Below are 23,400 nucleotides of genomic sequence, written 5' to 3'. Positions count from 1 at the left end.
TGGAGGAAGCATGTTTAAGAATACCCGTTTGTCCGCTGTACTGGCCGCTGTGCTGTTTTCCGTGACCGCAGCCACCGCCCTGGTTAGCGCCCCAGCCTTCGCTGACGCGCCAGCCTCGGCCGCCGCTTCGGCACCAGCAGCGGATGCGGCAGCCGCACCTGCACCAGCAGCAGAAGCTCCAGCTGCCAAGGGCGGCAAAGAAGAAGTGGACAATCCTTACGGCTTCGAAGCTGTCTGGAACGGTGGTTTCGTATCGCGCGGCACCCTGATCATCCTGTCGCTGATGTCCATGGGTTCGTGGTACATCATCATCACCAAGCTGATCGACCAGATGAAGATCTTCAAGCAGTCGAAAGAAACCTCGGCCAAGTTCTGGAAAGCATCGTCGATCGCTGCTGGTTCGGCAGCCCTGAAAGACGGCTCGCCATTCCGCTTCATCGCTGAAACCGGCACCAAGGCCACCGTGCACCACGACGGCGCCCTGCTGGAACAAATCGACCTGTCGACCTGGGTGACGATGTCGATCCAGCGCGCTGTGGACAAAGTTCAGTCGCGTCTGCAAGACGGCCTGTCGTTCCTGGCAACCGTGGGTTCGACCGCACCGTTCATCGGTCTGTTCGGTACCGTTTGGGGTATTTACAATGCACTGATCGCCATCGGCATGTCGGGTAACGCATCGATCGACAAGGTTGCAGGTCCAGTGGGTGAAGCGCTGATCATGACCGCTTTCGGTCTGTTCGTCGCGGTTCCTGCCGTTCTGGGTTACAACTGGCTGGTACGTCGTAACAAAGCCGCAATGGAAGACGTGCGTTCGTTCTCCGCTGACGTGCACTCGGTACTGATCTCGGGCGCGATGTCCACCAGCGAAGCTGGCCGTGCCGCCGGCGCTAAAAAGATTGGATAATTAATCATGTCGATGTCCGTAGGCTCCGATAGCGGAGACGAAGATCAAGTCATGTCAGAAATCAACACGACGCCCCTGGTGGACATCATGTTGGTTCTGCTGATTATCTTCCTGATCACGAGCCCGGTTGTTCTGAAGCTGATCAAGATCAAGCTGCCAGAAGAAGCCAACCAGGTTATCCAGACCAAGCCGGAAGATGTCAACATCGTTGTCAGCAAGGATGGCGACATCTACTGGAATCAGAGAAGGATGCGCGACGCGAATGAGTTGTTCGACAATCTGAAGGTGGAAGCAGTGAAGTTGCCTCAGCCGGAAGTCCATGTACGTGGCGACCAAGAAACACGCTACGAAGCAATCGGCAAGGTTATCTACACCACCCAGCGCGCTGGTATTCAGAAGGTCGGCTTCATCACCGAACCGCCTGACAAGGGTTAATCCCCTCTAGTGCATCGCAGGCCCGCAGTCCGGGGCCTGCCCTTCTTAAAAGGAAACACCATGAGTATGAATGTCGGCTCCCCAGCCAGCGGTGGCGCGGACCCGGAACCAATGATGGAAATGAATATGACGCCCCTCATCGACGTGATGCTGGTGCTGATTATCATGATGATCATTACGATTCCAAAGGCCAACCACTCGGTCAACCTGAACATGCCGGTCGGCACCCCGCCGCCGCCAGTCAAGGAACCTGTGGTCATTACGATTGACGTCGACTTCGACGGTACGATTCTGTGGGATAACGCTGTCGTTCCCGACCGCGGCACCCTGGAAGCGAAACTGACCGACGTCGCAGCGCAACCAGACCAACCGGAAGTGCATCTGCGTCCGAACAAGCTGGTGTCGTACAAAGTCGTGGCAGGCGTGATGGCTGCGGCCCAACGTCTGGGCGTGACCAAGATTGGCCTGGTCGGCAACGAACAGTTCCAATAATCAGTTCTATGTTCAACAATAGGCAGGACCATTCCTGCCTATTTCGCATTTTGATGAAAGAAAACTTACCCATGACCAAGTTTCGTCTCGCTCATCTCGGCCTGGTAATGGCCGCTATTGGTTTCACAGCAGCAGCTCCTCTGGCAGGTCTCTCCTCGGTTGCCTACGCGGCCGACGCGGTGCGCGCTGAAATCGGCAAACCATTGCAGGAAGCACAGAAACTGGCTGCGGCAGGCAAGAATAAAGAAGCACTGGCAAAACTCAAGGAAGCCGATGCTGTCGGTGGCAAGTCGCCCCACGAATCCTATCTGATCGAACGCACCCGCGCATCGGCCGCAGCAGCCGCTGGCGATAACGACGCCGCCGCCAAGGCCTTCGAAGCCGTGATCAACTCCGGCAAGCTCTCGCCTGCCGAACAACCGAAATTCACCCAGGCCCTGGCCGGCATCTACTACCGCGCCAAGGACTATCCAAAAGCCATCACCTGGATCCAGCGCGCGCTGAAAGACAACCCGAGCGACGGCCAGATGCACGAACTGCTGATCCAGACCTACTACATCAGCGGCAAGTACGCCGAAGCGGCCAAGGAGCTGCAATCGTCGAAAGCCGGCTCGGAAGCGTCGCTGCAAATGCTGGCCAATATCCAGCTGAAGCAGAACGACAAGGAAGGCTATGTCCAGACCCTGGAAAAACTGGCCGGTTCCTATCCGAAGACCAGCTACTGGGCCGACCTGCTGAACCGCGTGTCCGGCAAGCCTGGCTTCTCGTCGACGCTGTCGCTGGACGTGCTGCGCCTGCGCCTGGCCAACGGCCTGCTGAGCAAGCCGGGCGAGTACATGGAAATGTCCCAGCTGGCGCTGCAGGCGGGTGACCCTGCCGAAGCGATCAAGATCATCGACCAGGGCTACAAAAAAGGCGCGCTGGGCACCGGCTCCGACGCCGCCCGCCACCAGCGCCTGAAAGACCTGGCCGCCAAGACCCAGACCGAGTTCGACGCCAAGCAAGCCGCGCTGGAAGCGGAAGCCGTCAAGAGCAAGGACGCCGATGCGCTGGCCAATATGGGCTATGCGCTGGTTTCCGAAGGCAAGGCCGACAAGGGCCTGGCGCTGCTGGACCAGGCTGTGAAGCTGGGCACCGCGAAAAATCCTGATGCCGTCAAGCTGCACCAGGGTATCGCCCAGTTCAACGCCGGCAAGAAGCCTGCCGCGCTGGCCACCCTGAAATCGGTCAAAGGCAAGGACGGCACCGCCGAACTGGCCCGCTACTGGACCCTGGTCATCAACCACCCGATGTAATTCGGGATTGCGATGCGCATAAAGCGCTGTCCGGCCCCGCGCCGGACAGCGCTTTTTTTATGCATGACCCGGCAAGGCGGGGTCGGACCCCATCCGGGGTCCGACCCCAGAACGGGCCGCTTTACGGGTTAACTGTCGGCTATCTCAAACAAACCGTATAATCCTCCATTTAGCGACAGTTCCCCCAGATTCCCATGAAGGTATTTCGAGGTCTACCCAATGCAGCGGCGCGTGCGCCCTGCGCGCTCACGATAGGCAACTTTGACGGTGTCCACCTTGGCCATCAGGCATTGCTGGGCCGCGTGCGTGCGGCCGCCTCGGGCCTCGGGCTGGAAGCGGCCGTGATGACCTTCGAACCGCATCCGCGCGAATTCTTCGCCCATAAAGCCGGCGACCTGTCGAAAGCCCCGCCGCGCATCGCCAACCTGCGCGACAAGCTGCAATCGCTGTCCGACAACGGCATCGACCGTGTCATCGTCGAGCACTTCTCGGCGCCGTTCGCCGCGCTCACGCCGCAGGAATTCACCGAGAAGGTGCTGGTCGAGGGCCTGCACGTCAAGTGGCTGATGGTCGGCGACGACTTCTGCTACGGCGCCCGCCGCGCCGGCAACGTCCAGATGCTGCTGGAAGCGGGCCGCCACTACGGCTTCCACGTCGAAACCTTGCCCACCGTGATGAACGGCAGCACCCGCATCTCCTCCTCCGCCGTGCGCGCCGCGCTGGCCGAGGGCGACTTCGCGCACGCCGAGGCGCTGCTGGGCCACCCCTACGCGATCTCCGGCCACGTGATCCACGGCCAGAAGCTGGGCCGCACGCTGGGCTTCCCGACGCTGAACCTGCGCGTGCCGCACCGTCCCGCGCTGTCCGGCATCTTCATCGTGCAGGTGCACGGCCTGGCCGACCGGCCGCTGGCCGCCGTCGCCAGCCTGGGCGTGCGCCCCACCGTCGACGACAGCGGCCGCGTGCTGCTGGAGGTGCACGTGTTCGACTTCGCCCAGAACTGCTACGGCAAACAGGTGCGCGTCGAGTTCCTGCACAAGATACGCGACGAGGAAAAATACGTCGACCTGCCGACGCTGACCGCCGCCATCGACCGCGACGCCGCCATCGCGCGCGAGTACTTCAAAGAGCGCGACGGCGCCACCACCGCCACCGACCGAATTTAACCGCGCGACCAGCTACGCGCGCCGGCTACACAGAACTCCCCGAATAAAAATCACTGAAGATAACCATGTCCGATAACAAATCTGCAAAGAAGCCTGAAAGCAAATACCCGGTCAACATGACCGAAACCCCATTCCCGATGCGCGGCGATATGGCCAAGCGCGAGCCGAACTGGGTCAAGGAGTGGCAGGACAAGAAGATCTACGAGCGCGTGCGCAAGGCCGCCGCCGGCCGTCCTAAATTCATCCTGCACGACGGTCCTCCGTACGCCAACGGCGACATCCACACTGGCCACGCCGTTAACAAGATCCTGAAAGACATGGTGGTCAAGGCCCGCGGCATGGCCGGCTACGACGCACCCTACGTGCCGGGCTGGGATTGCCACGGCATGCCGATCGAGATCCAGATCGAAAAACTGTACGGCAAAAACCTGCCAACCGCTGAAGTGCTGACCAAGGCCCGCGCCTACGCGCTGGAGCAGGTCGACCGCCAGCGCAAGGACTTCATCCGCCTGGGCGTGCTGGGCGAATGGCAGAACCCTTACCTGACCATGAACTACTCTAACGAGGCCGACGAACTGCGCGCCCTCGGCCAGCTGCTGGAGAAGGGCTACGTCTACCGCGGCCTGAAGCCAGTCAACTGGTGCTTCGACTGCCAGTCCGCCCTGGCCGAAGCCGAAGTGGAATACCAGGACAAGCGCGATCCGGCCATCGACGTCGGCTTCAAGTTCGCCGAATTCGACAAGCTGGCCACCGCCTTCGGCCTGGACAAGCTGCCGACCGAGAACGGCTTCATCGTCATCTGGACCACCACGCCGTGGACCATCCCGTCCAACCAGGCGCTGAACGTCAACGCCGAAGTGATCTACTCGCTGGTGCAGACCGAGCGTGACGGCCAGCCTTTGCTGCTGATCCTGGCGCAGGACCTGGTGGAAGCCTGCCTGGCGCGCTACAAGCTCGAAGGCACCACCATCGCCACCTGCCACGGCGCGGCGCTGGGCGGCATCAGCTTCCGCCACCCGCTGCACGCCTCGGACGCCTTCTTCGACCGCCTGTCGCCGATGTACCTGGCCGAATACGTGACCACCGAAAGCGGCACCGGCGTGGTCCACTCGGCGCCAGCCTACGGCCTGGATGACTTTATCTCCTGCCGCGCGCATGGCATGAAGGACGAGAACATCCTCACCCCGGTGATGGGCGACGGCAAATACGCCTCGTCGCTGCCGCTGTTCGGCGGCATGACGATCTGGGAAGCCTCCAAGCCGATCTGCAACGCGCTGAAGGAAGCGGGCGCGCTGTTCGAAGTGAAGATGTTCGACCACAGTTATATGCACTGCTGGCGCCACAAGACGCCGATCATCTACCGCGCCACCTCGCAGTGGTTCGCCGGCATGGATGTGAAGCCTAAGGACGGCGGCCACACGCTGCGCGAAACCGCGCTCAAAGGCATCGACGAGACCAAGTTCTTCCCGGACTGGGGCAAGGCGCGCCTGCACGGCATGATCGCCAACCGTCCCGACTGGACCCTGTCGCGCCAGCGCCAGTGGGGCGTGCCGATGGCCTTCATCGTCCACAAGGAAACCGGCGCGCTGCATCCGCGCACCCCGGAGCTGCTGGAACAGGTGGCCAAGCTGATCGAAAAGAGCGGCATCGACGCCTGGCTGGCGCTGGACCTGAAAGACCTGATCGGCGACGAAGCGGCCATCTACGAAAAGAACAAGGACACGCTGGACGTCTGGTTCGATTCCGGCTCGACCCACCAGACCGTGCTGCGCGGCTCGCACAAGGAGCAGTCGGCGTTCCCTGCGGACCTGTATCTTGAGGGTTCGGACCAGCACCGCGGCTGGTTCCACTCCTCGCTGCTGACGTCCTCGATGCTGAACGGCGCCCCGCCGTACAAGGCCCTCTTGACCCACGGCTTCGTGGTCGACGGCGAAGGCAAGAAGATGTCCAAGTCGCTCGGCAACACCATCGCGCCGCAGGACGTCTGGAACAAGCTGGGCGCCGACATGCTGCGCCTGTGGGTGGCCACCACCGACTACACCGGCGAACTGTCGATCTCCGACGAGATCCTCAAACGCGTGACCGAGGCCTATCGCCGCATCCGCAACACGCTGCGCTTCCTGCTGGCCAACCTGTCGGACTTCGACGCCGCCAAGGACGCGGTCGCGATCAACGACATGCTGGAGATCGACCGCTACGCCGTCGCCAACATGGCGTCGCTGCAGGCGGAAATCGCCGAGCACTATATGCAGTATGAATTCCAGCCTATCTACTCCAAGCTGCAGAACTTCTGCTCGGAAGACCTGGGCGGCTTCTACCTGGACGTGCTGAAGGACCGCCTGTACACCACGGCCGTCACCTCGCACGCGCGCCGCTCGGCGCAGACCGCGCTGTGGCACATCACGCAAAGCCTGCTGCGCGTGATGGCGCCGGCGCTGTCGTTCACGGCGGAAGAAGCGTGGGCGATCTTCGCCGGCGAAGAAGCCTACAAGGCCAGCGACGAAACCATCTTCACGCAAACCTGGTGGAAGCTGCCGGAAGCTGCCGACGCGGCGGCGCTGCTGGCCAAGTATACGGCCCTGCGCGCGGTCCGCACCGACGTCACCAAGCAGCTGGAGGACGTGCGCACCTCGGGCGCGATCGGCTCCTCGCTGCAGGCGGAGCTGATCATCAAGGCCGCCGGCGACAAGTACCAGCTGCTGGCCAGCCTGGACGACGACCTGAAGTTCGTCTTCATCACCTCGGCCGCCAAGGCGGTGCAGGTGGCGAGCGAAGCGGAAGAAGCGGTTGAAGTGAGCGCCTCGGCGGCCGGGAAGTGCGAGCGCTGCTGGCACTATCGCGCCGACGTCGGCTCGCATGCGGACCACCCTACCCTGTGCGGCCGTTGCCACAGCAATCTGTTCGGTGCAGGCGAAAAACGCAAGTTCGCTTAAGATATGACCCGCCGTCGTTCCCGCGCAAGCGGGAACCCATACTGAGCTTGCGGCGGACGCTCAGCATGGATCCCCGCCTGCGCGGGGATGACGGAGCTAGCCGCTTAGAACCAATTTGAACAACCCATGGCCACCAAAAAAATCTTTCCGACCAAATCCTCGGCCAGCCTGACGCCTTGGCTGGGCATCGCCGCCATCGTCATCCTGTTCGACCAGCTCTCCAAGATCACCATCACCAAGACCTTCCAGCTCGGTGAAGAGAAAGTCATCACCTCCTTCTTCAACCTGGTGCTGGCCTATAACAGGGGCGCGGCGTTCAGCTTCCTGCAGAACAGCGGCGGCTGGCAGCGCTACTTCTTCACCGCCATCGCGCTGGGCGCGGCGGCGTGGATCATCGTGCTGCTGAAAAAGCACGGCAACCAGCGCATGTTCTCGTGGGCGTTGTCGCTGATCCTGGGCGGCGCCATCGGCAACGTCATCGACCGCGTGCTGTATGGCCACGTGGTCGACTTCCTCGATTTCCATTGGAGCGGATTTGGCCACTTCCCGGCGTTCAACGTCGCCGACTCGGCCATCTGCATCGGCGCGGCGCTGTTCATCCTCGATGAACTGCGCCGGGTGAACCGCTAACTGGGGCAGCACATCATGATGGAATTGACCGGCAAGAAAATCGTCCTCGGCCTGTCCGGCGGCGTGGCCTGCTACAAGGCGGCGGAACTGTGCCGCGCGCTGACCAAGGCCGGCGCCTCGGTGCAGGTGGTGATGACCGACGCCGCCACCCACTTCATCACCGCCGTCACCATGCAAGCGCTGTCCGGCAACAAGGTGTTCAGCAGCCAGTGGGATCCGCGCGTCGAGAACAATATGGCCCACATCGACGTCACCCGCGACGCCGACGCCATCCTGGTCGCGCCCTGCTCGGCGGACTTCATGTACAAGCTGGCGCACGGCGTCTGCGACGACCTGCTGTCGACCCTGTGCCTGGCGCGTCCGCGCCTGGTGCCGCTGCTGGTGGCGCCGGCCATGAACGTCGAAATGTGGCAGAACCCCGCCACCCAGCGCAACGCGCAGCAGCTGCGCGACGACGGCATCGTCATCTTCGGCCCGGCCGCCGGCGATCAGGCCTGCGGCGAAGTGGGCATGGGCCGCATGCTGGAACCGGCGCAGCTGCTCGAAGAGCTGATCGCATCGTTCCAGCCCAAGGTTTTGGCGGGCAAGCGCATCCTGATCACCGCCGGCCCGACCTTCGAGCCGATCGACCCGGTGCGCGGCATTACCAATCTGTCCTCGGGCAAGATGGGTTACGCCGTGGCGCGCGCCGCGCGCGAAGCCGGCGCCGAGGTGGTGCTGGTGTCCGGCCCCACCGCGCTGCCGGCGCCGTTCGGCGTCCAGCGCATCAACGTGCAAAGCGCGCTGCAGATGCACGACGCGGTGATGGCCAATGTCGACCACCAGCACATCTTCATCGCGGTGGCGGCGGTGGCCGACTGGCGCGTGTCCAACTCCAGCGAACAGAAACTGAAGAAGAACCCGGACGGCTCGGTGCCGGACCTGAAGTTCGAACAGAACCCGGACATCCTCGCCGGCGTCGCCGCGCGCACCACGCTGGCCGGCTATCCTTACTGCGTCGGCTTCGCCGCCGAATCGGAAAACCTGATCCAGTTCGGCGCCGACAAGCGCGAGAAAAAAGGCATCCCCCTGCTAGTGGGGAATATCGGTCACCACACCTTCGGCCAGGACGACAACACCATCATCCTGTTCGATGAAAACGGCCACACCATACTGCCGCGCGCCGACAAGCTGACGCTTGCGCGCCAACTGATTTCGGAGATCTCGAAACGGATCTCCCAGCACTCCTTATTTGCCAATTAAATGAAAAACATCGACGTCAAAATCCTCGACCCGCGCATGAAAGACCAGCTGCCGGCCTACGCCACGCCAGGTTCCGCCGGCCTCGATCTGCGCGCCTGCATCGATGCGCCCATGGTGATCGAAGCCGGTCAGACCGTGCTGATTCCAACCGGCCTGGCGATCCACGTCGCCGATCCGGGCTACGCCGCCATGATCCTGCCGCGCAGCGGCATGGGCCACAAAAACGGCATCGTGCTGGGGAATCTGGTAGGCTTGATCGACTCCGACTACCAGGGCCAGCTGATGATCTCGACCTGGAACCGCGGCCACAGCGCCTTCACGCTGAACCCGATGGAACGCCTGGCACAGCTGATCATCGTGCCGGTGCTGCAAGTCGGTTTCAACGTGGTCGAGGAATTCGGCGACAGCGAACGCGGTGAAGGCGGCTTTGGCAGCACCGGCAAACACTAACAAAAACATACGGAGACCCGGGATGGTCCAGCAGAACAAGATCAATAAATTCGCCTCATTATCCCTGTTGGCGGCGGCAGCGCTGCTGCCGGCCTGCTCGACCTTCCAATCCAAACCGGCGCCCGCGCCCACCGAGCCGGTGGTGGCCCGCGTGTTCACCGAAGAAGCGCCGGTGGTCACCGCCAAGATGGCCGCCGCGCGCGATGCCCTGAGCCAGATGGTGGCCTTGCAGGACCGCCTGTACCGCATCGCCGGTCCGCTGTTGATCAACAACGCGGACCTGTGCCGCACGCAGGCGCGCAACCTGCTCGGCTTCACGGCCAAGAACAAATACTCCTACACCGGCGAATTCGTCGACGCCGCGCAAGCGGTGCTGAACTACGGCGACCGCCTGGAAGTGGCCAGCGTGCTGACCGGCAGCGGCGGCGCGCGCGCCGGCCTGCGCAAGGGCGACGGCCTGGTCGCCGCCGGCGGCAAGACCCTGCCGACCGGCCAGAACGCCGAGACCCTGGCCGCCGGCATCCTCGGCCCGCTGGTCTCCGGCCACCAGTCGCTCAACCTGATCGTGGCCCGCGATGGCCGCAACCAGGAGCTCAACGTGCCGGTCACGCGCGCCTGCGCATTCAAGATCGACATCGGCAACTCGGACAACATCAACGCCTACTCGGACGGCCAGCGCGTGCTGATCACGCGCGGCATGGTCAACTTCGCGCAGAGCGACGAGGCGATCGCCTACGTGCTGGCCAAGGACATCGCCCACAATGTGCTGGGCCACGCGGCCACCACCCGTTCGGCCTACACGGTCGGCGGCATCATCGACAACCTGGTGGCGGTGCGGCCGGACACGACGATGCTGATCACCGGCGGCGGCGTCAAGCCCATGCCGCAGGAACTCGATGCGGCGGCCGACTACCTGTCGCTGTACATGGTGGCCCGCGCCGGCTACAGCCTGGATCACGCGCACGCTTTCTGGCAGCGCCTGGCCGGCCAATATCCCGCCACGGTGTTAAACGGGTATACTGCCATCCACCCCGCCGTTAACTACCGCCTGTCGGTGATCGACAAGACCATCGCCGAGATCAAGGGCAAGCAGGCGGCCAAGAAACCGCTGGTGCCGTAGCACGGAGAGACCACCATGAACAAGCCGGGCCTGTTGGCAATCATCTTGATACTGATGTGCAGCTGGGCCCAGGCGGCGCAATGGGCCAGGGTCAAGGGCGACGGCGACGGCGTCTTCTACATCGACAAGGCCAGCATCATCAAGGTCGACAAGACGCGCAAGGTCTGGTCCATGCGCAGCTTCGGCAAGCCGCAGACCACGCCCGAGGGCAAGCCTTACCGCTCGGTCAAGGCGCTGCACCTGTACTCCTGCGAAGACCGCACCACCGTGCTGCTGTCGCAGGTGTTCTATCCCGAAGCCATGGGCAAGGGCGAGCCGGTCGAAAACTACAAATACGAGAAGTTCAACCCGGAAGACATCGTCCCGGACAGCCCGTTCGACAACGCGCTGGCCGCCGTGTGCAAGTGACTTAGTTGGGGAACTTAGTTCGGAAAATTAGGGAACACATTCCCCATCAGCCAGGTGAGGCCCGCGCACAGCAGCACGGCGAGTATCAGCACGATCAGCAGGCGGCCGAATTTAGGCGAGCCGTCGTCTTCCTTGGGAGTGGTCATGGCAGTTCCTGCAAGCTTTAGAGAGCCGTAGTATATTCCATCCATGGACAGCATCGACCTCGAAGTACTTAAAACCAGCGCCGCGTGGATCGCCGCCGGCCGCCGCTGCGAACTCATCACCGTCATCAAGACCTGGGGCTCCAGTCCACGCCCGGTCGGCGCCACGCTGGCCATCTGCGAGGACGGCACGGTGATCGGCTCCGTTTCCGGCGGCTGCATCGAGGACGACCTGATCGCCCGCGTGCGCGACGAGGGCATACGCCGCACCGTGCCGGAGATCGTCAGCTACGGCATCACCGCCGACGAGGCACACCGTTTCGGCCTGCCCTGCGGCGGCACCATCGAGCTGGCGATCGAGCCGCTGTCGGCGCGCAGCCGCGTGGCCGAACTGCTGGAACGGCTGGAGCGGCACGAACTGGTGCAGCGCCGCCTGGATCTGCACAGCGGTGAGGTGGAACTGTCCAAGGCCGCGCCGGGCGCGCAGATGCAGGTCAGCGAGCGCGCCATGGTCAGCCTGCACGGCCCGCGCTGGCGGCTGCTGATCATCGGCGCCGGCCAGTTGTCGCGCTTCCTGGCGCAGATCGCCACCGCGATGGACTACCACGTCATCGTCTGCGACCCGCGCGAGGAATACCGCGCCGGCTGGCAGGTCGACGGCGTGCAGCTGGTGCACGACATGCCGGACGATATCGTGCTGGCCTTGCAGCTGGACCGCCGCAGCGCAGTGGTCGCGCTGACCCACGATCCCAAGCTGGACGACCTGGCGCTGATGGAGGCGCTGAAGTCGGACGCGTTCTACGTCGGCGCGATCGGCTCGCGCCTGAACAACGGCAAGCGCCGCGAGCGGCTGCTGGAGTTCGACCTGACGCCGGAACAGCTGGCGCGCCTGCACGGGCCGATCGGCCTTTACATCGGCAGCAAGACGCCTTCCGAGATCGCGATCTCCATCCTGGCCGAGATGACCGCGATTAAGAACGGCGTGCCGACGGCGATGCTGATCCCGCACGCGGCCACGCCCAGCATGCCCGGCGAGAATGCCTGCGTGGTGCGTATCGACGCGACGTAACCCCTCACCCGAAGGGGTCGGACCCCATGCGGGGTCCGACCCCGGCTTGCGGGTTGCGGGGTAAAGCAAGAGAATTCAAAAGCAAGAACCGGCTAGCCCATGGCCCGCGTGGTACGGGACAATAGCGCACCATAAAACGACTGGAATCCGCATGAGTACCGCCAACCTGTTCCGCCTGATCCTCCTTGCCGCCATCTGGGGCGGCTCCTTCCTGTTCATGCGCATCGCCGCACCGGTGCTGGGCGCCGCCGTGTTGATCGAGTACCGCGTGCTGTTTGCGTCGCTGTTCCTGGCGATCATCGCGCTGGCGCTGAAAAAGCCGCTGGACCTGCGCCAGCACTGGAAGCATTACCTGATCCTCGGCCTGTTCAACTCCGCGCTGCCGTTCCTGATGTTCGCCTTCGCCGCGCGCACGCTGTCGGCCTCCCTGCTGGCGGTGCTGAACGCCACCACGCCGCTGTGGGGCACGCTGATCGCCGCCGTCTGGACCCGCCAGATGGTCAGCGCCAAGGTGATGCTAGGCCTGCTGCTGGGCGCCTGCGGCGTGGCGCTGCTGGTCGGCTTCGACCACGTGACCACCAAGCCCGGCGCCGGCATCGCCATCGCGGCGGTGCTGTTCGCGTCCTTCAACTACGGCATCGCCAGCAACTACGCCAAGCAGGCCAAGGCGGTCGAACCGTTCTCCAACGCGCATGGCTCGATGTGGGCCTCGACGCTGCTGGTGCTGCCGGCGCTGCCGTTCTTCCCGGCGCCGGGCGAGCCGACCATCGGCATCATGGGCGCGGTGCTGGCGCTCGGGGTGCTGTGCAGCGGCGTGGCGTACCTGATCTACTTCCGTTTGATCCAGGACGTCGGCCCGTCGTCGGCGCTGACGGTGACCTTCCTCAGCCCTTTGTTCGGCATCCTGTGGGGCATGCTGTTCCTCGGCGAGAGCGTGGGCTGGTACACCTTCGTCGGCGCCGCCATCGTCATCACCGGCACCGCGCTGGTGACGGGCTTCCGTCCCGGCTTCGGCTTCCTGAACAAGGCCAGGACGGCGTGAAGCCTTTCACCCTGCCGCTGCCGGCCAACTACCGGCTGCACGATGTACTGGCCTTCCACAGCCGCGATGCGGAAAGCGTGGCCGAGGAAGTCAGCCCCGAACGGCTGCGCAAGGGCATGCTGATCGCCGCTGTGCCGGTGGTGCTGGAGATCGTGCCCGACCATCCCGTCGCGCCCACCAGCGCCAGCTGCACCGTGCATGCGGATGGCAAGCTGTCCAAGGCCGCGCAGGAGCAGGTGCGCGAGGCGGCGCTGAGCATCCTCGGCCTGCGCATCGATCCCGAACCGTTCATCACCTTCGCCGCCGGAGACAAGATGTTCGGACCGCTGACGCGCGCGCAACCGGGCCTGCGCATCGTGCAATCGGCCACCGTGTTCGAGGCGCTGACGTGGGCCATCATCGGCCAGCAGATCAACCTGTCGTTCGCGATTGCGCTGCGCCGCACCTTCATCCTGCAGGCCGGCCGCCAGCACAGCAGCGGCTTGTGGTGCTACCCGGCCGCCGCCGACGCGGCCAAACTGCAGATCGATGACCTGACCAGCCGTAAATTCTCGCGCGCGAAGGCGGAGACGCTGCTGCGCCTCGCCGGCCTGGTCGCCAGCGGCGAGCTGCCGCTGGAGCTGTCGCCGTCGAACAGCATCGAACAGGTGTCGGCCGCGCTGCTGGCGGTCAAGGGCATCGGCCCGTGGACCGTCAACTACGGCCTGCTGCGCGGCTATGGCTACGCCGACTGTTCGCTGCACGGCGACGTCGCGATCCGCGCCGCGCTGCAGCACCTGCTGGGCGAAGAGACCAAGCCGGACATGCCGCGCACCGAGAAAATCCTGGCCCGCTACAGCCCTCACCGCACCATGGCCGCCGCCCACCTGTGGGCCAGCCTGCATCCGCGCGATCCTGAGTAAGATTTTGCTTGAGCCTGACGCCGCGTCAGGCTTTACGCTGCATGCCTTACCGTGAAGGAGTATGCAATGCAGCCATCGCCCCTCGGCCACCTGGCCGGCCCCAAGCCCAGCGCGTGGATGACCGCCACCTTGCGCGCCGCGCATCAACTGTACGACCAGCCGCTGATCCTGCGGGACGCGGTCGCCCTGTGCATCCTGGGCGCCGAACGCGAAGCCCAGCTGCGCGCCGATGAGGAACGCCAGCGCCATCCGCTGGCGGTGGCCATGCGCGCCACGCTGGTGGTGCGTGCCCGCCTGGCCGAAGACAGCTGGCAGGCCGCGCACCGGCAAGGCGTGAACCAGTATGCGATCCTCGGTGCGGGCCTGGATACCTATGCTTATCGCGCCGACTGCATGCCGTCCGCGCGGCTGTTCGAAGTCGACCTGCCAGCCATGCAGCAATGGAAGCGCGCATGCCTGCGCGCGGCGGGCATCGCGGAGCCGACGTCGCTGACTTACGTCGACACCGATTTCGAATCGACCTCGCTCAGCGCGGACCTGCTGCAAGCGGGCCATGACGGCGACGCGCCGACCTGCTTCTCCTGGCTGGGCGTGACCATGTACCTGCGACCGGACGCCGTGATGCGCACTTTGCAGGATATCGCGGCCTGCCCGCCGGGGAGCAGCATCGTCTTCGACTACTGCATGCACGACTCGCAGCTCACCGAGGCGGAGCGCGTGGGACTGCGCGTGGTGACCGGAGCGCTGGCGGCGCAGGGCGAGCATCTGCTCAGCGCCTTCGATCCGCAACGGCTGGAACACATGCTGCGCCAGTACGGCTTCAGCCAGGTCGAACACTTCGGCGCGCAGGAACTCAGCGAGCGTTATCTGAAAGACCGCAGCGACGGCCTGCGCCTGAGCGGCATCTTCCGCATGATACGGGCCACGGTTTAACGTACACTGCTGGGCATGGAAAAAACCGTACTGAAGATCGGCGAACTGGCCACACGCTCCGGCCTGACGGTGCGCGCGCTGCACCACTACGACAGCATCGGCCTGTTGACGCCATCGGCACGCGCGGATTCCGGTTACCGCCTGTACAACCGGGACGACGTCGCGCGCCTGCATCACATCCAGGCGCTGCGGCGTTTCGGCATGTCGCTGGCCGATATCGCCACCTTCCTCGCCAGCCCGGACGCGCCGTTCGCCGACATCGTCGCGCAGCAGATCGCCGCGCTGGGCAAGCAGATCGAGCAGGCCACCACGTTGCGCGAGCAGCTCACGCAACTGCAGGACATGCTGAACGGCGGCCGCAGCCCCGAACTGTCCGACTGGCTGGAGACGCTGGAGGAAATGGACCTGTACGACAAGTACTTCAGCCGCGAGGAGTTGAGGCGCCTGCCCTTCTGGCAGCAGGGTGCGCGCCGCAACGCCGCCTGGGACAAGCTGGTGACCGAGGCGGAAGCGCTGATGACGCAAGACGTGCCGCCGGACGATGCGCGCGCTGGCGATCTGTCGACACGCTGGATGCGGATGCTGGAGCACGATACCGCCGCCAATCCCGAATTCGCGCGCCGCCTGACCGTCATGCTGGACCAGGAGCCCAAGGCGCAGCAGCAGACCCGCATCACGCCGGCGCTGAAGGAATACGTGTCGGCGGCGTTCGGCGCGCGCAAGCTGGCCATCTACGCGCGCTATCTCAACGCCGACGAAATGCGCGGCATGCGCGAAAACAGCGGCAAGAACCAGAACGAGTGGATGGCCCTGATCGCGGCTGTGCATCAGCACCTGCAGGACGGCATCCCCCACGACGCGCCGTCGGCACAGGCGCTGGCACGGCAATGGATGGCGCTCTACCTGTCGCAGATCGGCGGCGACCCGGCCACGCTGGCCAAGATCCGCGCCGCGCACGATCAGGAACCGGCGCTGCTGAGCGGCACCTGGATCACCCCCGCCATGCTCGACTACATCCGGGCCTCCCGGGCCACGCTCGCTTGATCGCGCGTAAGGTGCGGGGCCATATTGCGACCTAAGATCGTCGAGGTGCCCCCACGTCCTGGAGACCTCGATGATACGATTCAACAAAAATTCGACCGGCCGGCGCGGCCGCGTACCGCGTCTGGCCCTGGTGCTGCTGACGCTGGCGCTGGGCGCCTGCAACACCGCGCGCGACACCGACAGCCTGATGGCCCAGGCGCGACAATATCGCGTCAAGGGCGAGACCAAGGCCGCCATCATCGAGCTGAAAAACGCGCTGCAGAAAGCCCCCGACAACGCGCCCGCGCGCCTGCTGCTGGGCGAGGTCTATATCGATGCGGGCGACGTGGCATCGGCCGAGAAGGAAGTGCGCAAGGCCCAGGCGCTGGGCATGGGCGCGGCGGAAGTCATGCCCCGCCTGGGCAAGATCATGCTGATGCAAGGGCAATTCCAGAAACTGCTCGACGAAGTCAAACCCGACCCTGCCAGCCCGCACCAGACGGAGCTGCTCGTGCTGCGGGCCAACGCCTACCTGGGCCTGGGCGACACGGCGCAGGCTCAGCAACTGTTCGACGCTTTGCTGGCGAAGAACCCGGACCTGGCCGAAGCGCTGCTGGGCCAGGCCAGGATCGCCACCCTGTCGCACCGCCTGGACCTTGCCTGGCAACATCTCGAACACGCGCTGGCCAAGCATCCCGACAATATCGACTGCCTGCGTTTCAAGGGCGACCTGTTGCGCATGCAAGGGAAGAACGCGGCGGCCCTGCAGACATACAAGCAAATCCTGACGCTCCAGCCCAACAATACCCAAGCCCATATCGACAGCGCCACCCTGCTGCTGCAGGACAAAAAACTGGCCGAAGCCCGCGCCGAAATCGATGCCGCCCGCAAGATCTCGTCCAACACCCTGCCGGTGCTGTACACCCAGGCCTTGCTCGACTTTCAGGAGGCGAAATATCCGGCGGCGCGCGATACCTTGCAGCTGATATTGCGGGTGATGCCGGATCACATGCCCAGCTTGCTCCTCATGGGTTCCGTGCAGTTGGCCATGGGCTCGCCTCTTGAGGCCGAACTGTCCTTCCGTAAATTTCTCGACGCAAATCCGCGCCATCTCTACGCCAGCAAGCGCCTGGCCGGCCTCCTGCTGAAGAGTGGCAAGACCGACGACGCCATCGCCGTGCTGGGGCCGGTGCTGGAGGCTAATCAGTCGGATGTGGAACTGCTGGCCCTGGCAGGACAGGCGCAGATGCAAGGCAGGCACTTCGCCAAGGCGGCCGAATATTTCCAGGCCGCCAGCGACCTGGCGCCGCAAGCGGCCAGCTTGCATACCTCGCTGGGATTGAGCCGTCTGGGCGCCGGCGAATCGGCGCGCGCGGTGACCGAACTGGAACAGGCGACCGCCTTGAACGACAAGAGCGGCAAGGCCGGCATCCTGCTCGCGATGACCCACTTGCGCAACCAGGAGTACGACAAGGCGCTGCAGGCGGTGACGGCCATGGAAAAAAAAGACGGCAAAAATCCGCTGGTGCAAAATCTGAAGGGCGGCATCCTGCTGTCCAAGCACGACCTCGCTGGCGCACGCGCCGGCTTTGAACAGGCGCTGGCGTTGGACCCCGCCTACCTGCCGGCTCTCGACAATCTGGCGCAAATGGACCTGGTGGAAAAAAAACCCGAACGTGCCCGCCAGCGTTACGAAGCGGCACTCGCCAAGGATAAGAAAAACATCGGCCTGATGACGGGCCTGGCCAAGCTGGCCCTGACACAGAATAACAGCGCGGAAGCGGTGCGCTGGCTGGAACGCGCCACCGCAGACCACCCCGAAGCCTTGACCCCGGCATTGCAGCTGGCGACGCTTTACCTGCGCACCGGCGCCAGGGAAAAATCGCTGAAGCTGGCGCAGGCCGTCCAGGCCAGCCATCCCGCCGATCCCGAAGCGCTGGCGATGCTGGCGCAGGCCCAGACTGCGAACGGCAGCAACGAAGCGGGGCTGGAAAACTATACCAAACTGGCCGCGTTGCAGCCGGCATCGGCCGCGGTGCAGCTGCGCATCGCCTATGCCCAGGTCGCGCTCAAGGACAATGACGCCGCCCTCGATTCGGTCAAGAAAGCCTTGCGCTTGAAGGAAGACTGGTTTGAAGCCCAGGTCCTGGCAACCAGCTTGCTGGTGGAGGGCAAAAACTACGCCGAAGCGCTGGCCATCGCACAAACCGTACAGCGCCAGCGTCCCGAGCTGCCAGCGGGGCTGACGCTGGAGGGCGACATCTGGATGGCCCAACACAAACCGCAGGACGCGCTGCGCGCCTACGAGCGGGCATTCAAGATGAGCCCGTTGCCGCCGCTGGCGATCAAGATCCACCAGGCCCTGCTGCTGGCAGGTAAAACCCGGGAGGCGAGCCTGCATGCCGCCCAGTGGTTGCAGCAACATCCAGGCGACCCCGGTTTCCTGCTCTACCAGGCCAGCGCCGATCTGGCGGCCGGGCGATACAAACCTGCGATCAGCGCGTTCGAGACCATCGTCCGGCAAGACCCGAAAAATGCGGTGGCGCTCAACAACCTGGCCTGGGCCTACCAGCAGGAGAAGGACCAACGTGCGTTGGCGACCGCCGAACGGGCTTACCAACTGGCCGGCGCCAACCCCGGCATCCTCGATACCCTGGGCTGGATCCTGGTGGAGAAAGGTGAAACTGCGCGCGCCCTGCCTTTGCTGAAACAAGCCAAGACCCTGACACCCGACATGCCCGACATCGGCTACCACCTCGGCCTGGCGCTGATGAAGTCCGGCGACAGGCGCGCCGCGCGGCTCCAGTTCGAGCAACTGCTGGCCACCAATAAAGATTTCCCGCAACGCGCCGAGGTCCAGGCGATGCTGGAGTCCTGGTAAGCGCGCAAGAGTGTCGGCTTTCTTTACACGTCATCTGAGCGCATCGGCAGAATTTTAAAAATATGGTTTTAAAACATATACTTAGCACGTCCTTCAAGCATGGCTTGGCATTTGCTTAGTAGTGGATAGCCGACTGACTCCAATCGGTCGGCAAGGTATTGAAACCCCACCCTAGCGTAGCGATACTCCAATCATCAAGGAAGGAAACAAAATGAAGAAACTCAGCATATTAAGCGCTCTGCTGGGAGCGCTATTTGCGGCCGGCGCAGCTCAGGCAGCCACGCTCAACACCACCAGCGCCGCCAATGTGATCTTTGCAGGCAACCCGAGTGAACCGCCCGCTCCTTCGGCGACCGGCGGCGACGGCATCCTCCAGAACTTCACCGGCATAGACTGGCACCAAAACGGCGCGGGCCTGGTTCAGGGCTTTAATCTCAGCCCCGCCAACAATACCGGCGATTTCGTCGATTTCACCCTGACGTATCAAGCCTTCGCCGGGGTCATCAACACCACCTCGCCCACGCCGGACCTGCGGGTTGCCCCTCCCGGCCCCGCAGTCGGCACCTATGAGCTGACGACGGTCGCCACCCTGCACGAACGGGCAACTTGCCTCACCGCGGGTTGCTCCTCGGTGGCGATCACCTTCACCCCCGCCACCAACAGCAACTGGTCGATTTATTTCGATAACGCTCCCAACGCCAATCAAGCGGCCGGTACCGGCTTTACCGATGGCGCGCTGATGCTTTCCGGCACCTGGGATTCGGAACTGTCGACCTTCCTGGCCACCGGCACGTCCGGCACGCCGGGCGCAACCGGCGTTGGCTCGGCGACGTTGATCGGCACGGTCTTGTTCACGAACGGGGCCTACGTCTCGCCGGCCCTGGCCGGTACGCGCTTCGACAGCACGCTCAACTTCCCCGGCCCCGCCGCGCCCGACTTCACGCGCCCGCTGCTGGTCAATGGCATCGCCACCGGCCCGAACACGAACTCGCAATTCGTGTTGAATGTCGATGGGGCCCAGCAATTCACGCCCGTGCCTGAGCCAGCCACCCTGGCGCTGGTTGCCGCCGGCATCTTCGGGATGGGGTCGCTGGGCCGTCGCCGCGAGCAAAAGAAATAGTCCGTCGTCAGGGCTATCGATACAGGCCGGCGCTTAAAGGCGCCGGCCTTTTTTTTATCGCCCGGTTTATTTCAAGCGGCGTGCCGGGCTGCCGCCCCACACCTCGCCGCTGCCGATGCGCGTGCCTTTGGCCACCAGCGAATTGGCCGCCACGATCGCGTTATCGCCTATCGTCACGCCGGACAAGACCACCGCATGGGCACCTATCGTCACATGGTCGCCTACCGTGATGAAATAATGGCCCAGGGTGTCGCCCTCGATCACATGGGGCACCAGCAGGGCCGTTTCGCCGACCACGCTGTTGGCTCCCATCGTCACAAACGAGGGATCGTAAATGATGCCGGAGCTGTAGGTATTGGCGCCCAGGCGGGCGCCCAGCGCAAGATAGATCAAGCGCATGATGGGAATCGGAATGATTCCGCCACGTATCAAGGAATTGAACAGTATCAGGTAAAACAAGACATAGACCTGATAGATGAACTCCTGCCTGGAGCCGAATTCGATATTGCCGTCATGCAGGGGCTGCGCCCACAAGAAAATCCGAAATATGAGCAGGCCATACAGGTAGACCAGCAGCACCGCCGCCGCGCTGACGGCCACGCCCCGGAAATCGCCCAGGCCGGGAATGGCGCCCACACCGCAGTAAGCGCTCAGCAATGCCAGCAGCAATACCAGCGCCAGCATGGACAGGAAGACGACAATGGAGGTCGGTCTGATTTTTCGCATGAACACACTCCCCATAGGAACAACCGATTATAGGGAAAGGGCGTTTTTGCAGTCGCGGAAACGAAAAAGCCGCTGACACCTGACGGCATCAACGGCTTCGAATTTGGTTGCGGGGACAGGATTTGAACCTGTGACCTTCGGGTTATGAGCCCGACGAGCTGCCAGACTGCTCCACCCCGCGTCTGTATGTAGCTATTATAGGGCAGATCATTAGTTTAGGCAATATTAATCCTGAAATCGGCTGTGATAGCCCGAATATATGCAGTTGCCTATAGACATAGGCTATGCCGCACAGGCTTCAATCGGTGTAAAGTAGCCAAAGTAAACATCCTTATCGCGACTGAGCTATCCCCTATGAAATTCTGTTCCGAATGCGCCTCCCCCGTCAGCCTGGCCGTGCCGGCCGGTGACAACCGTCCGCGCTATGTGTGCGGCAACTGCGCCACCATCCACTACCAGAACCCGAAAATGGTGCTGGGCTCCATCCCCGTGTGGGAAGGCGACGGCGAGCTGAAGGTCTTGCTGTGCAAGCGCGCGATCGAGCCGCGCCACGGCTTTTGGACGCTGCCGGCAGGCTTCATGGAAAACAATGAAACCACGGCCGAAGGGGCCATCCGCGAAACCCAGGAGGAAGCCGGCGCCAACATCGAGCTGGGCCAGCTGTTCTCGCTGCTGAACGTGGCGCGCGTGCACCAGGTCCACCTGTTCTACCTGGCCACGCTGCTGGACCTGGACTTCGCCCCCGGCGAGGAAAGCCTGGAAGTAAAGCTGTTCAGCGAAGCGGAGATCCCGTGGGACGAGCTGGCCTTCCCCACCATCCGCACCACGCTGGAACTGTTCTTCGCCGACCGCGTCAAAATGCGGGAGGGCGGCAGTTACGGTTTCCACACCCAGGACATCAACCGCAACATGCGTTCGGACCTCTGACAACATGACGCAGTCCCTATGATTCCGTGGTTAGAAACCCATAGTCCCTTCCCCGACGTCGCCCAGGCGCTGACCACCGACGCGCCCGGCCTGCTGGCGGCCGGCGCCGACCTGTCGCCGCAGCGGCTGCTGATGGCTTACCGTAACGGCATCTTCCCCTGGTTTTCCGAAGGCCAGCCCATCCTGTGGTGGAGCACCGATCCGCGCATGGTGCTGATGACCGACCAGTTCCGCGTCTCCGACAGCCTGAAGAAAACCCTGCGCAAGGTCGAGCGCGAGATGGCCGCCGGCGGCCGCTGGCAGGTGCGCTTCGACAGCGCCTTCGAGCAGGTGATGCGGGCCTGCGCCGCGCCGCGCCGGGACGGCCCCGGCACCTGGATCTCGGAAGACATCATCGCCGGCTACACCGGCCTGCACCGGCTCGGCTACGCCCACTCGTCCGAGCTGTGGCTGGACGGCGAGCTGGTCGGCGGCGCCTACGGCGTGTCGATCGGCCGCATGTTCTACGGCGAATCGATGTTCGCCCGTGTCACCGACGGTTCCAAGATCGCGCTGGCCTACCTGGTGCGCTTCCTGCGCCGGCACGGCGTCGCGATGATCGATTGCCAACAGGAGACCGGCCACCTGGCCTCGCTGGGCGCGGCGCCGATTCCCCGTGCGCAATTCCTGGCGCATCTGCGCAACACTATTGAATTGCCTCAGATCACCGCATGGGAACCCATTGCACCACTGGCTGCGGACAGTTAAGCTAAAGGTGACAAGCGCCTTCGGAAACTTGGCGCTATCATAGGTCCAAACCACCTGCCCTCGATAGGACGTGCATGACGCACCTGAACGATCTGCCTTTCGCGACGCTGCAGTTTTACACCACGGCGCCCTACCCTTGCAGCTACCTGGACGCGCGCCAGGCGCGCTCGCAGGTGGCTACCCCTTCGCACCTGATCAACGCCGACGTCTACTCCGAACTGGTCAAGAACGGCTTCCGCCGCAGCGGCATCTTCACCTACCGCCCGTATTGCGACGGTTGCCAGGCCTGCATCCCGGTGCGGGTGGTGGCCGGCCAGTTCGCGCCCAGCCGCGGCCAGCGGCGCGCCTGGGCCCGGCATAGCGACCTGACGGCCGGCGTCGCCACGCTGTCGTTCTCCGACGAGCACTACGAGCTCTACCTGCGCTACCAGAGCAAGCGCCACGCCGGCGGCGGCATGGACCAGGACAGCCGCGACCAGTATGCGCAATTCCTGCTGCAAAGCCGGGTCAACACGCGGCTGGTGGAGTTCCGCGAACCCGGCGGCACGCTGCGCATGGTCAGCATCATCGACGTGCTGTCGGACGGCCTGTCGTCGGTCTACACCTTCTTCGATCCCGATGTCGGGGGCGCCTCCTACGGCACCTTCAACGTTTTATGGCAAATCGAACAGGCGCGCGAATTGAAGCTGCCCTATGTCTACCTGGGCTACTGGATCAAGGAAAGTCCGAAGATGTCCTACAAAACCAACTTCAAGCCGCTGGAGGCGCGCATCAAGGGCGTGTGGAGCGTGCTGGACGACGCCTGATAAAAT

Annotated in this window: 23 protein-coding genes and 1 tRNA gene; 21 read left to right on the top strand and 3 right to left on the bottom strand. The window is 63.7% G+C overall.

What is annotated here, in order from left to right:
* The first annotated feature begins 10 nt into the window (after nt 1-10).
* The 11 genes from ACEN9O_RS15390 (at nt 11) to ACEN9O_RS15340 (ending at nt 11,075) form a co-directional block, all read left to right on the top strand.
* Nucleotides 11-904 carry a MotA/TolQ/ExbB proton channel family protein gene (locus ACEN9O_RS15390; protein WP_495618377.1) on the top strand — a complete coding sequence of 298 codons (894 nt, stop codon included), beginning with the start codon at nt 11-13 and terminating at the stop codon, nt 902-904.
* 6 nt (nt 905-910) lie between these two features.
* Complete coding sequence (locus tag ACEN9O_RS15385) at nt 911-1,339, top strand: ExbD/TolR family protein (protein WP_353403241.1); 429 nt, start codon at nt 911-913, stop codon at nt 1,337-1,339.
* Between the two features lie 60 nt (nt 1,340-1,399).
* Nucleotides 1,400-1,831, top strand: coding sequence for an ExbD/TolR family protein (locus tag ACEN9O_RS15380; protein ID WP_199538691.1), 432 nt, complete (start codon nt 1,400-1,402; stop codon nt 1,829-1,831).
* 71 nt (nt 1,832-1,902) lie between these two features.
* The gene (locus ACEN9O_RS15375) at nt 1,903-3,126 is read left to right on the top strand and encodes a tetratricopeptide repeat protein (RefSeq protein WP_495618376.1); all 1,224 of its coding nucleotides are present in this window, start codon (nt 1,903-1,905) and stop codon (nt 3,124-3,126) included.
* A 194-nt stretch (nt 3,127-3,320) separates the two neighbouring features.
* Nucleotides 3,321-4,292: a bifunctional riboflavin kinase/FAD synthetase gene (locus tag ACEN9O_RS15370; RefSeq protein WP_495618375.1), complete on the top strand. Its 972-nt coding sequence runs from the start codon at nt 3,321-3,323 to the stop codon at nt 4,290-4,292.
* A 65-nt stretch (nt 4,293-4,357) separates the two neighbouring features.
* Nucleotides 4,358-7,225 carry an isoleucine--tRNA ligase gene (gene ileS / locus ACEN9O_RS15365; protein ID WP_495618374.1) on the top strand — a complete coding sequence of 956 codons (2,868 nt, stop codon included), beginning with the start codon at nt 4,358-4,360 and terminating at the stop codon, nt 7,223-7,225.
* A 126-nt stretch (nt 7,226-7,351) separates the two neighbouring features.
* Nucleotides 7,352-7,855: a signal peptidase II gene (gene lspA / locus ACEN9O_RS15360; RefSeq protein ID WP_495618373.1), complete on the top strand. Its 504-nt coding sequence runs from the start codon at nt 7,352-7,354 to the stop codon at nt 7,853-7,855.
* Between the two features lie 18 nt (nt 7,856-7,873).
* Complete coding sequence (gene coaBC, locus ACEN9O_RS15355) at nt 7,874-9,097, top strand: bifunctional phosphopantothenoylcysteine decarboxylase/phosphopantothenate--cysteine ligase CoaBC (RefSeq protein ID WP_495618481.1); 1,224 nt, start codon at nt 7,874-7,876, stop codon at nt 9,095-9,097.
* A complete protein-coding gene (gene dut, locus ACEN9O_RS15350) occupies nt 9,098-9,547 on the top strand; it encodes a dUTP diphosphatase (RefSeq protein WP_495618372.1) in 450 nt (149 codons plus the stop codon).
* 22 nt (nt 9,548-9,569) lie between these two features.
* Nucleotides 9,570-10,667, top strand: a complete 1,098-nt coding sequence (locus ACEN9O_RS15345; RefSeq protein ID WP_495618371.1) for a M48 family metallopeptidase — start codon at nt 9,570-9,572, stop codon at nt 10,665-10,667.
* Between the two features lie 15 nt (nt 10,668-10,682).
* Nucleotides 10,683-11,075, top strand: a complete 393-nt coding sequence (locus ACEN9O_RS15340) for a surface-adhesin E family protein (RefSeq protein WP_495618370.1) — start codon at nt 10,683-10,685, stop codon at nt 11,073-11,075.
* Between the two features lie 14 nt (nt 11,076-11,089).
* Here ACEN9O_RS15340 and ACEN9O_RS15335 read toward each other — a convergent pair whose 3' ends face one another.
* On the bottom strand, nt 11,090-11,221 hold the full coding sequence (locus tag ACEN9O_RS15335; RefSeq protein WP_256367505.1) for a hypothetical protein: 132 nt from the start codon (nt 11,219-11,221) through the stop codon (nt 11,090-11,092).
* Nucleotides 11,222-11,264: 43 nt separating this feature from the next.
* Here ACEN9O_RS15335 and ACEN9O_RS15330 point away from each other — a divergent pair, with 43 nt between their 5' ends.
* From ACEN9O_RS15330 to pepA, 7 genes are all read left to right on the top strand, one after another.
* Complete coding sequence (locus tag ACEN9O_RS15330; protein ID WP_495618369.1) at nt 11,265-12,287, top strand: XdhC family protein; 1,023 nt, start codon at nt 11,265-11,267, stop codon at nt 12,285-12,287.
* A gap of 151 nt (nt 12,288-12,438) precedes the next feature.
* Nucleotides 12,439-13,329, top strand: a complete 891-nt coding sequence (locus tag ACEN9O_RS15325) for a DMT family transporter (RefSeq protein ID WP_495618368.1) — start codon at nt 12,439-12,441, stop codon at nt 13,327-13,329.
* Nucleotides 13,326-14,231, top strand: a complete 906-nt coding sequence (locus tag ACEN9O_RS15320) for a DNA-3-methyladenine glycosylase 2 (RefSeq protein ID WP_495618367.1) — start codon at nt 13,326-13,328, stop codon at nt 14,229-14,231. Before ACEN9O_RS15325 ends, ACEN9O_RS15320 begins: the two co-directional genes overlap by 4 nt.
* Before the next feature lie 66 nt (nt 14,232-14,297).
* Nucleotides 14,298-15,164, top strand: coding sequence for a class I SAM-dependent methyltransferase (locus ACEN9O_RS15315; protein ID WP_495618366.1), 867 nt, complete (start codon nt 14,298-14,300; stop codon nt 15,162-15,164).
* A gap of 15 nt (nt 15,165-15,179) precedes the next feature.
* Complete coding sequence (locus ACEN9O_RS15310) at nt 15,180-16,208, top strand: MerR family transcriptional regulator (RefSeq protein WP_495618365.1); 1,029 nt, start codon at nt 15,180-15,182, stop codon at nt 16,206-16,208.
* 70 nt (nt 16,209-16,278) lie between these two features.
* Nucleotides 16,279-19,068 carry an XrtA/PEP-CTERM system TPR-repeat protein PrsT gene (gene prsT / locus ACEN9O_RS15305; RefSeq protein ID WP_495618364.1) on the top strand — a complete coding sequence of 930 codons (2,790 nt, stop codon included), beginning with the start codon at nt 16,279-16,281 and terminating at the stop codon, nt 19,066-19,068.
* A 211-nt stretch (nt 19,069-19,279) separates the two neighbouring features.
* Nucleotides 19,280-20,188, top strand: coding sequence for a flocculation-associated PEP-CTERM protein PepA (pepA, locus tag ACEN9O_RS15300; RefSeq protein ID WP_495618363.1), 909 nt, complete (start codon nt 19,280-19,282; stop codon nt 20,186-20,188).
* A gap of 66 nt (nt 20,189-20,254) precedes the next feature.
* On the opposite strand, the gene ACEN9O_RS15295 is transcribed toward pepA, so the two are convergent.
* On the bottom strand, nt 20,255-20,914 hold the full coding sequence (locus ACEN9O_RS15295) for an acyltransferase (protein ID WP_495618362.1): 660 nt from the start codon (nt 20,912-20,914) through the stop codon (nt 20,255-20,257).
* A 104-nt stretch (nt 20,915-21,018) separates the two neighbouring features.
* Nucleotides 21,019-21,095: transfer RNA gene (locus tag ACEN9O_RS15290), tRNA-Met, on the bottom strand.
* Between the two features lie 173 nt (nt 21,096-21,268).
* Here ACEN9O_RS15290 and ACEN9O_RS15285 point away from each other — a divergent pair.
* The 3 genes from ACEN9O_RS15285 (at nt 21,269) to ACEN9O_RS15275 (ending at nt 23,394) form a co-directional block, all read left to right on the top strand.
* Complete coding sequence (locus tag ACEN9O_RS15285; RefSeq protein ID WP_495618361.1) at nt 21,269-21,841, top strand: NUDIX hydrolase; 573 nt, start codon at nt 21,269-21,271, stop codon at nt 21,839-21,841.
* 18 nt (nt 21,842-21,859) lie between these two features.
* Complete coding sequence (gene aat, locus ACEN9O_RS15280) at nt 21,860-22,588, top strand: leucyl/phenylalanyl-tRNA--protein transferase (RefSeq protein ID WP_495618360.1); 729 nt, start codon at nt 21,860-21,862, stop codon at nt 22,586-22,588.
* 74 nt (nt 22,589-22,662) lie between these two features.
* Entirely contained in the window at nt 22,663-23,394 is a 732-nt protein-coding gene (locus tag ACEN9O_RS15275; protein ID WP_495618359.1) for an arginyltransferase, read from the top strand.
* Nucleotides 23,395-23,400 lie beyond the last annotated feature (6 nt).

This window comes from Duganella sp. Dugasp78, assembly GCF_059491455.1.
Note: the sequence above shows the minus strand (reverse complement) of the source record. Positions and strands in the feature narration are given on the sequence as shown.

Coding starts and splice junctions, on each gene's coding strand:
- ACEN9O_RS15390 (WP_495618377.1), top strand. CDS start 11: ATGTTTAAGAATACCCGTTTGTCCGCTGTACTGGCCGCTGTGCTGTTT.
- ACEN9O_RS15385 (WP_353403241.1), top strand. CDS start 911: ATGTCGATGTCCGTAGGCTCCGATAGCGGAGACGAAGATCAAGTCATG.
- ACEN9O_RS15380 (WP_199538691.1), top strand. CDS start 1,400: ATGAGTATGAATGTCGGCTCCCCAGCCAGCGGTGGCGCGGACCCGGAA.
- ACEN9O_RS15375 (WP_495618376.1), top strand. CDS start 1,903: ATGACCAAGTTTCGTCTCGCTCATCTCGGCCTGGTAATGGCCGCTATT.
- ACEN9O_RS15370 (WP_495618375.1), top strand. CDS start 3,321: ATGAAGGTATTTCGAGGTCTACCCAATGCAGCGGCGCGTGCGCCCTGC.
- ileS (WP_495618374.1), top strand. CDS start 4,358: ATGTCCGATAACAAATCTGCAAAGAAGCCTGAAAGCAAATACCCGGTC.
- lspA (WP_495618373.1), top strand. CDS start 7,352: ATGGCCACCAAAAAAATCTTTCCGACCAAATCCTCGGCCAGCCTGACG.
- coaBC (WP_495618481.1), top strand. CDS start 7,874: ATGGAATTGACCGGCAAGAAAATCGTCCTCGGCCTGTCCGGCGGCGTG.
- dut (WP_495618372.1), top strand. CDS start 9,098: ATGAAAAACATCGACGTCAAAATCCTCGACCCGCGCATGAAAGACCAG.
- ACEN9O_RS15345 (WP_495618371.1), top strand. CDS start 9,570: ATGGTCCAGCAGAACAAGATCAATAAATTCGCCTCATTATCCCTGTTG.
- ACEN9O_RS15340 (WP_495618370.1), top strand. CDS start 10,683: ATGAACAAGCCGGGCCTGTTGGCAATCATCTTGATACTGATGTGCAGC.
- ACEN9O_RS15335 (WP_256367505.1), bottom strand. CDS start 11,221: ATGACCACTCCCAAGGAAGACGACGGCTCGCCTAAATTCGGCCGCCTG.
- ACEN9O_RS15330 (WP_495618369.1), top strand. CDS start 11,265: ATGGACAGCATCGACCTCGAAGTACTTAAAACCAGCGCCGCGTGGATC.
- ACEN9O_RS15325 (WP_495618368.1), top strand. CDS start 12,439: ATGAGTACCGCCAACCTGTTCCGCCTGATCCTCCTTGCCGCCATCTGG.
- ACEN9O_RS15315 (WP_495618366.1), top strand. CDS start 14,298: ATGCAGCCATCGCCCCTCGGCCACCTGGCCGGCCCCAAGCCCAGCGCG.
- ACEN9O_RS15310 (WP_495618365.1), top strand. CDS start 15,180: ATGGAAAAAACCGTACTGAAGATCGGCGAACTGGCCACACGCTCCGGC.
- prsT (WP_495618364.1), top strand. CDS start 16,279: ATGATACGATTCAACAAAAATTCGACCGGCCGGCGCGGCCGCGTACCG.
- pepA (WP_495618363.1), top strand. CDS start 19,280: ATGAAGAAACTCAGCATATTAAGCGCTCTGCTGGGAGCGCTATTTGCG.
- ACEN9O_RS15295 (WP_495618362.1), bottom strand. CDS start 20,914: ATGCGAAAAATCAGACCGACCTCCATTGTCGTCTTCCTGTCCATGCTG.
- ACEN9O_RS15285 (WP_495618361.1), top strand. CDS start 21,269: ATGAAATTCTGTTCCGAATGCGCCTCCCCCGTCAGCCTGGCCGTGCCG.
- aat (WP_495618360.1), top strand. CDS start 21,860: ATGATTCCGTGGTTAGAAACCCATAGTCCCTTCCCCGACGTCGCCCAG.
- ACEN9O_RS15275 (WP_495618359.1), top strand. CDS start 22,663: ATGACGCACCTGAACGATCTGCCTTTCGCGACGCTGCAGTTTTACACC.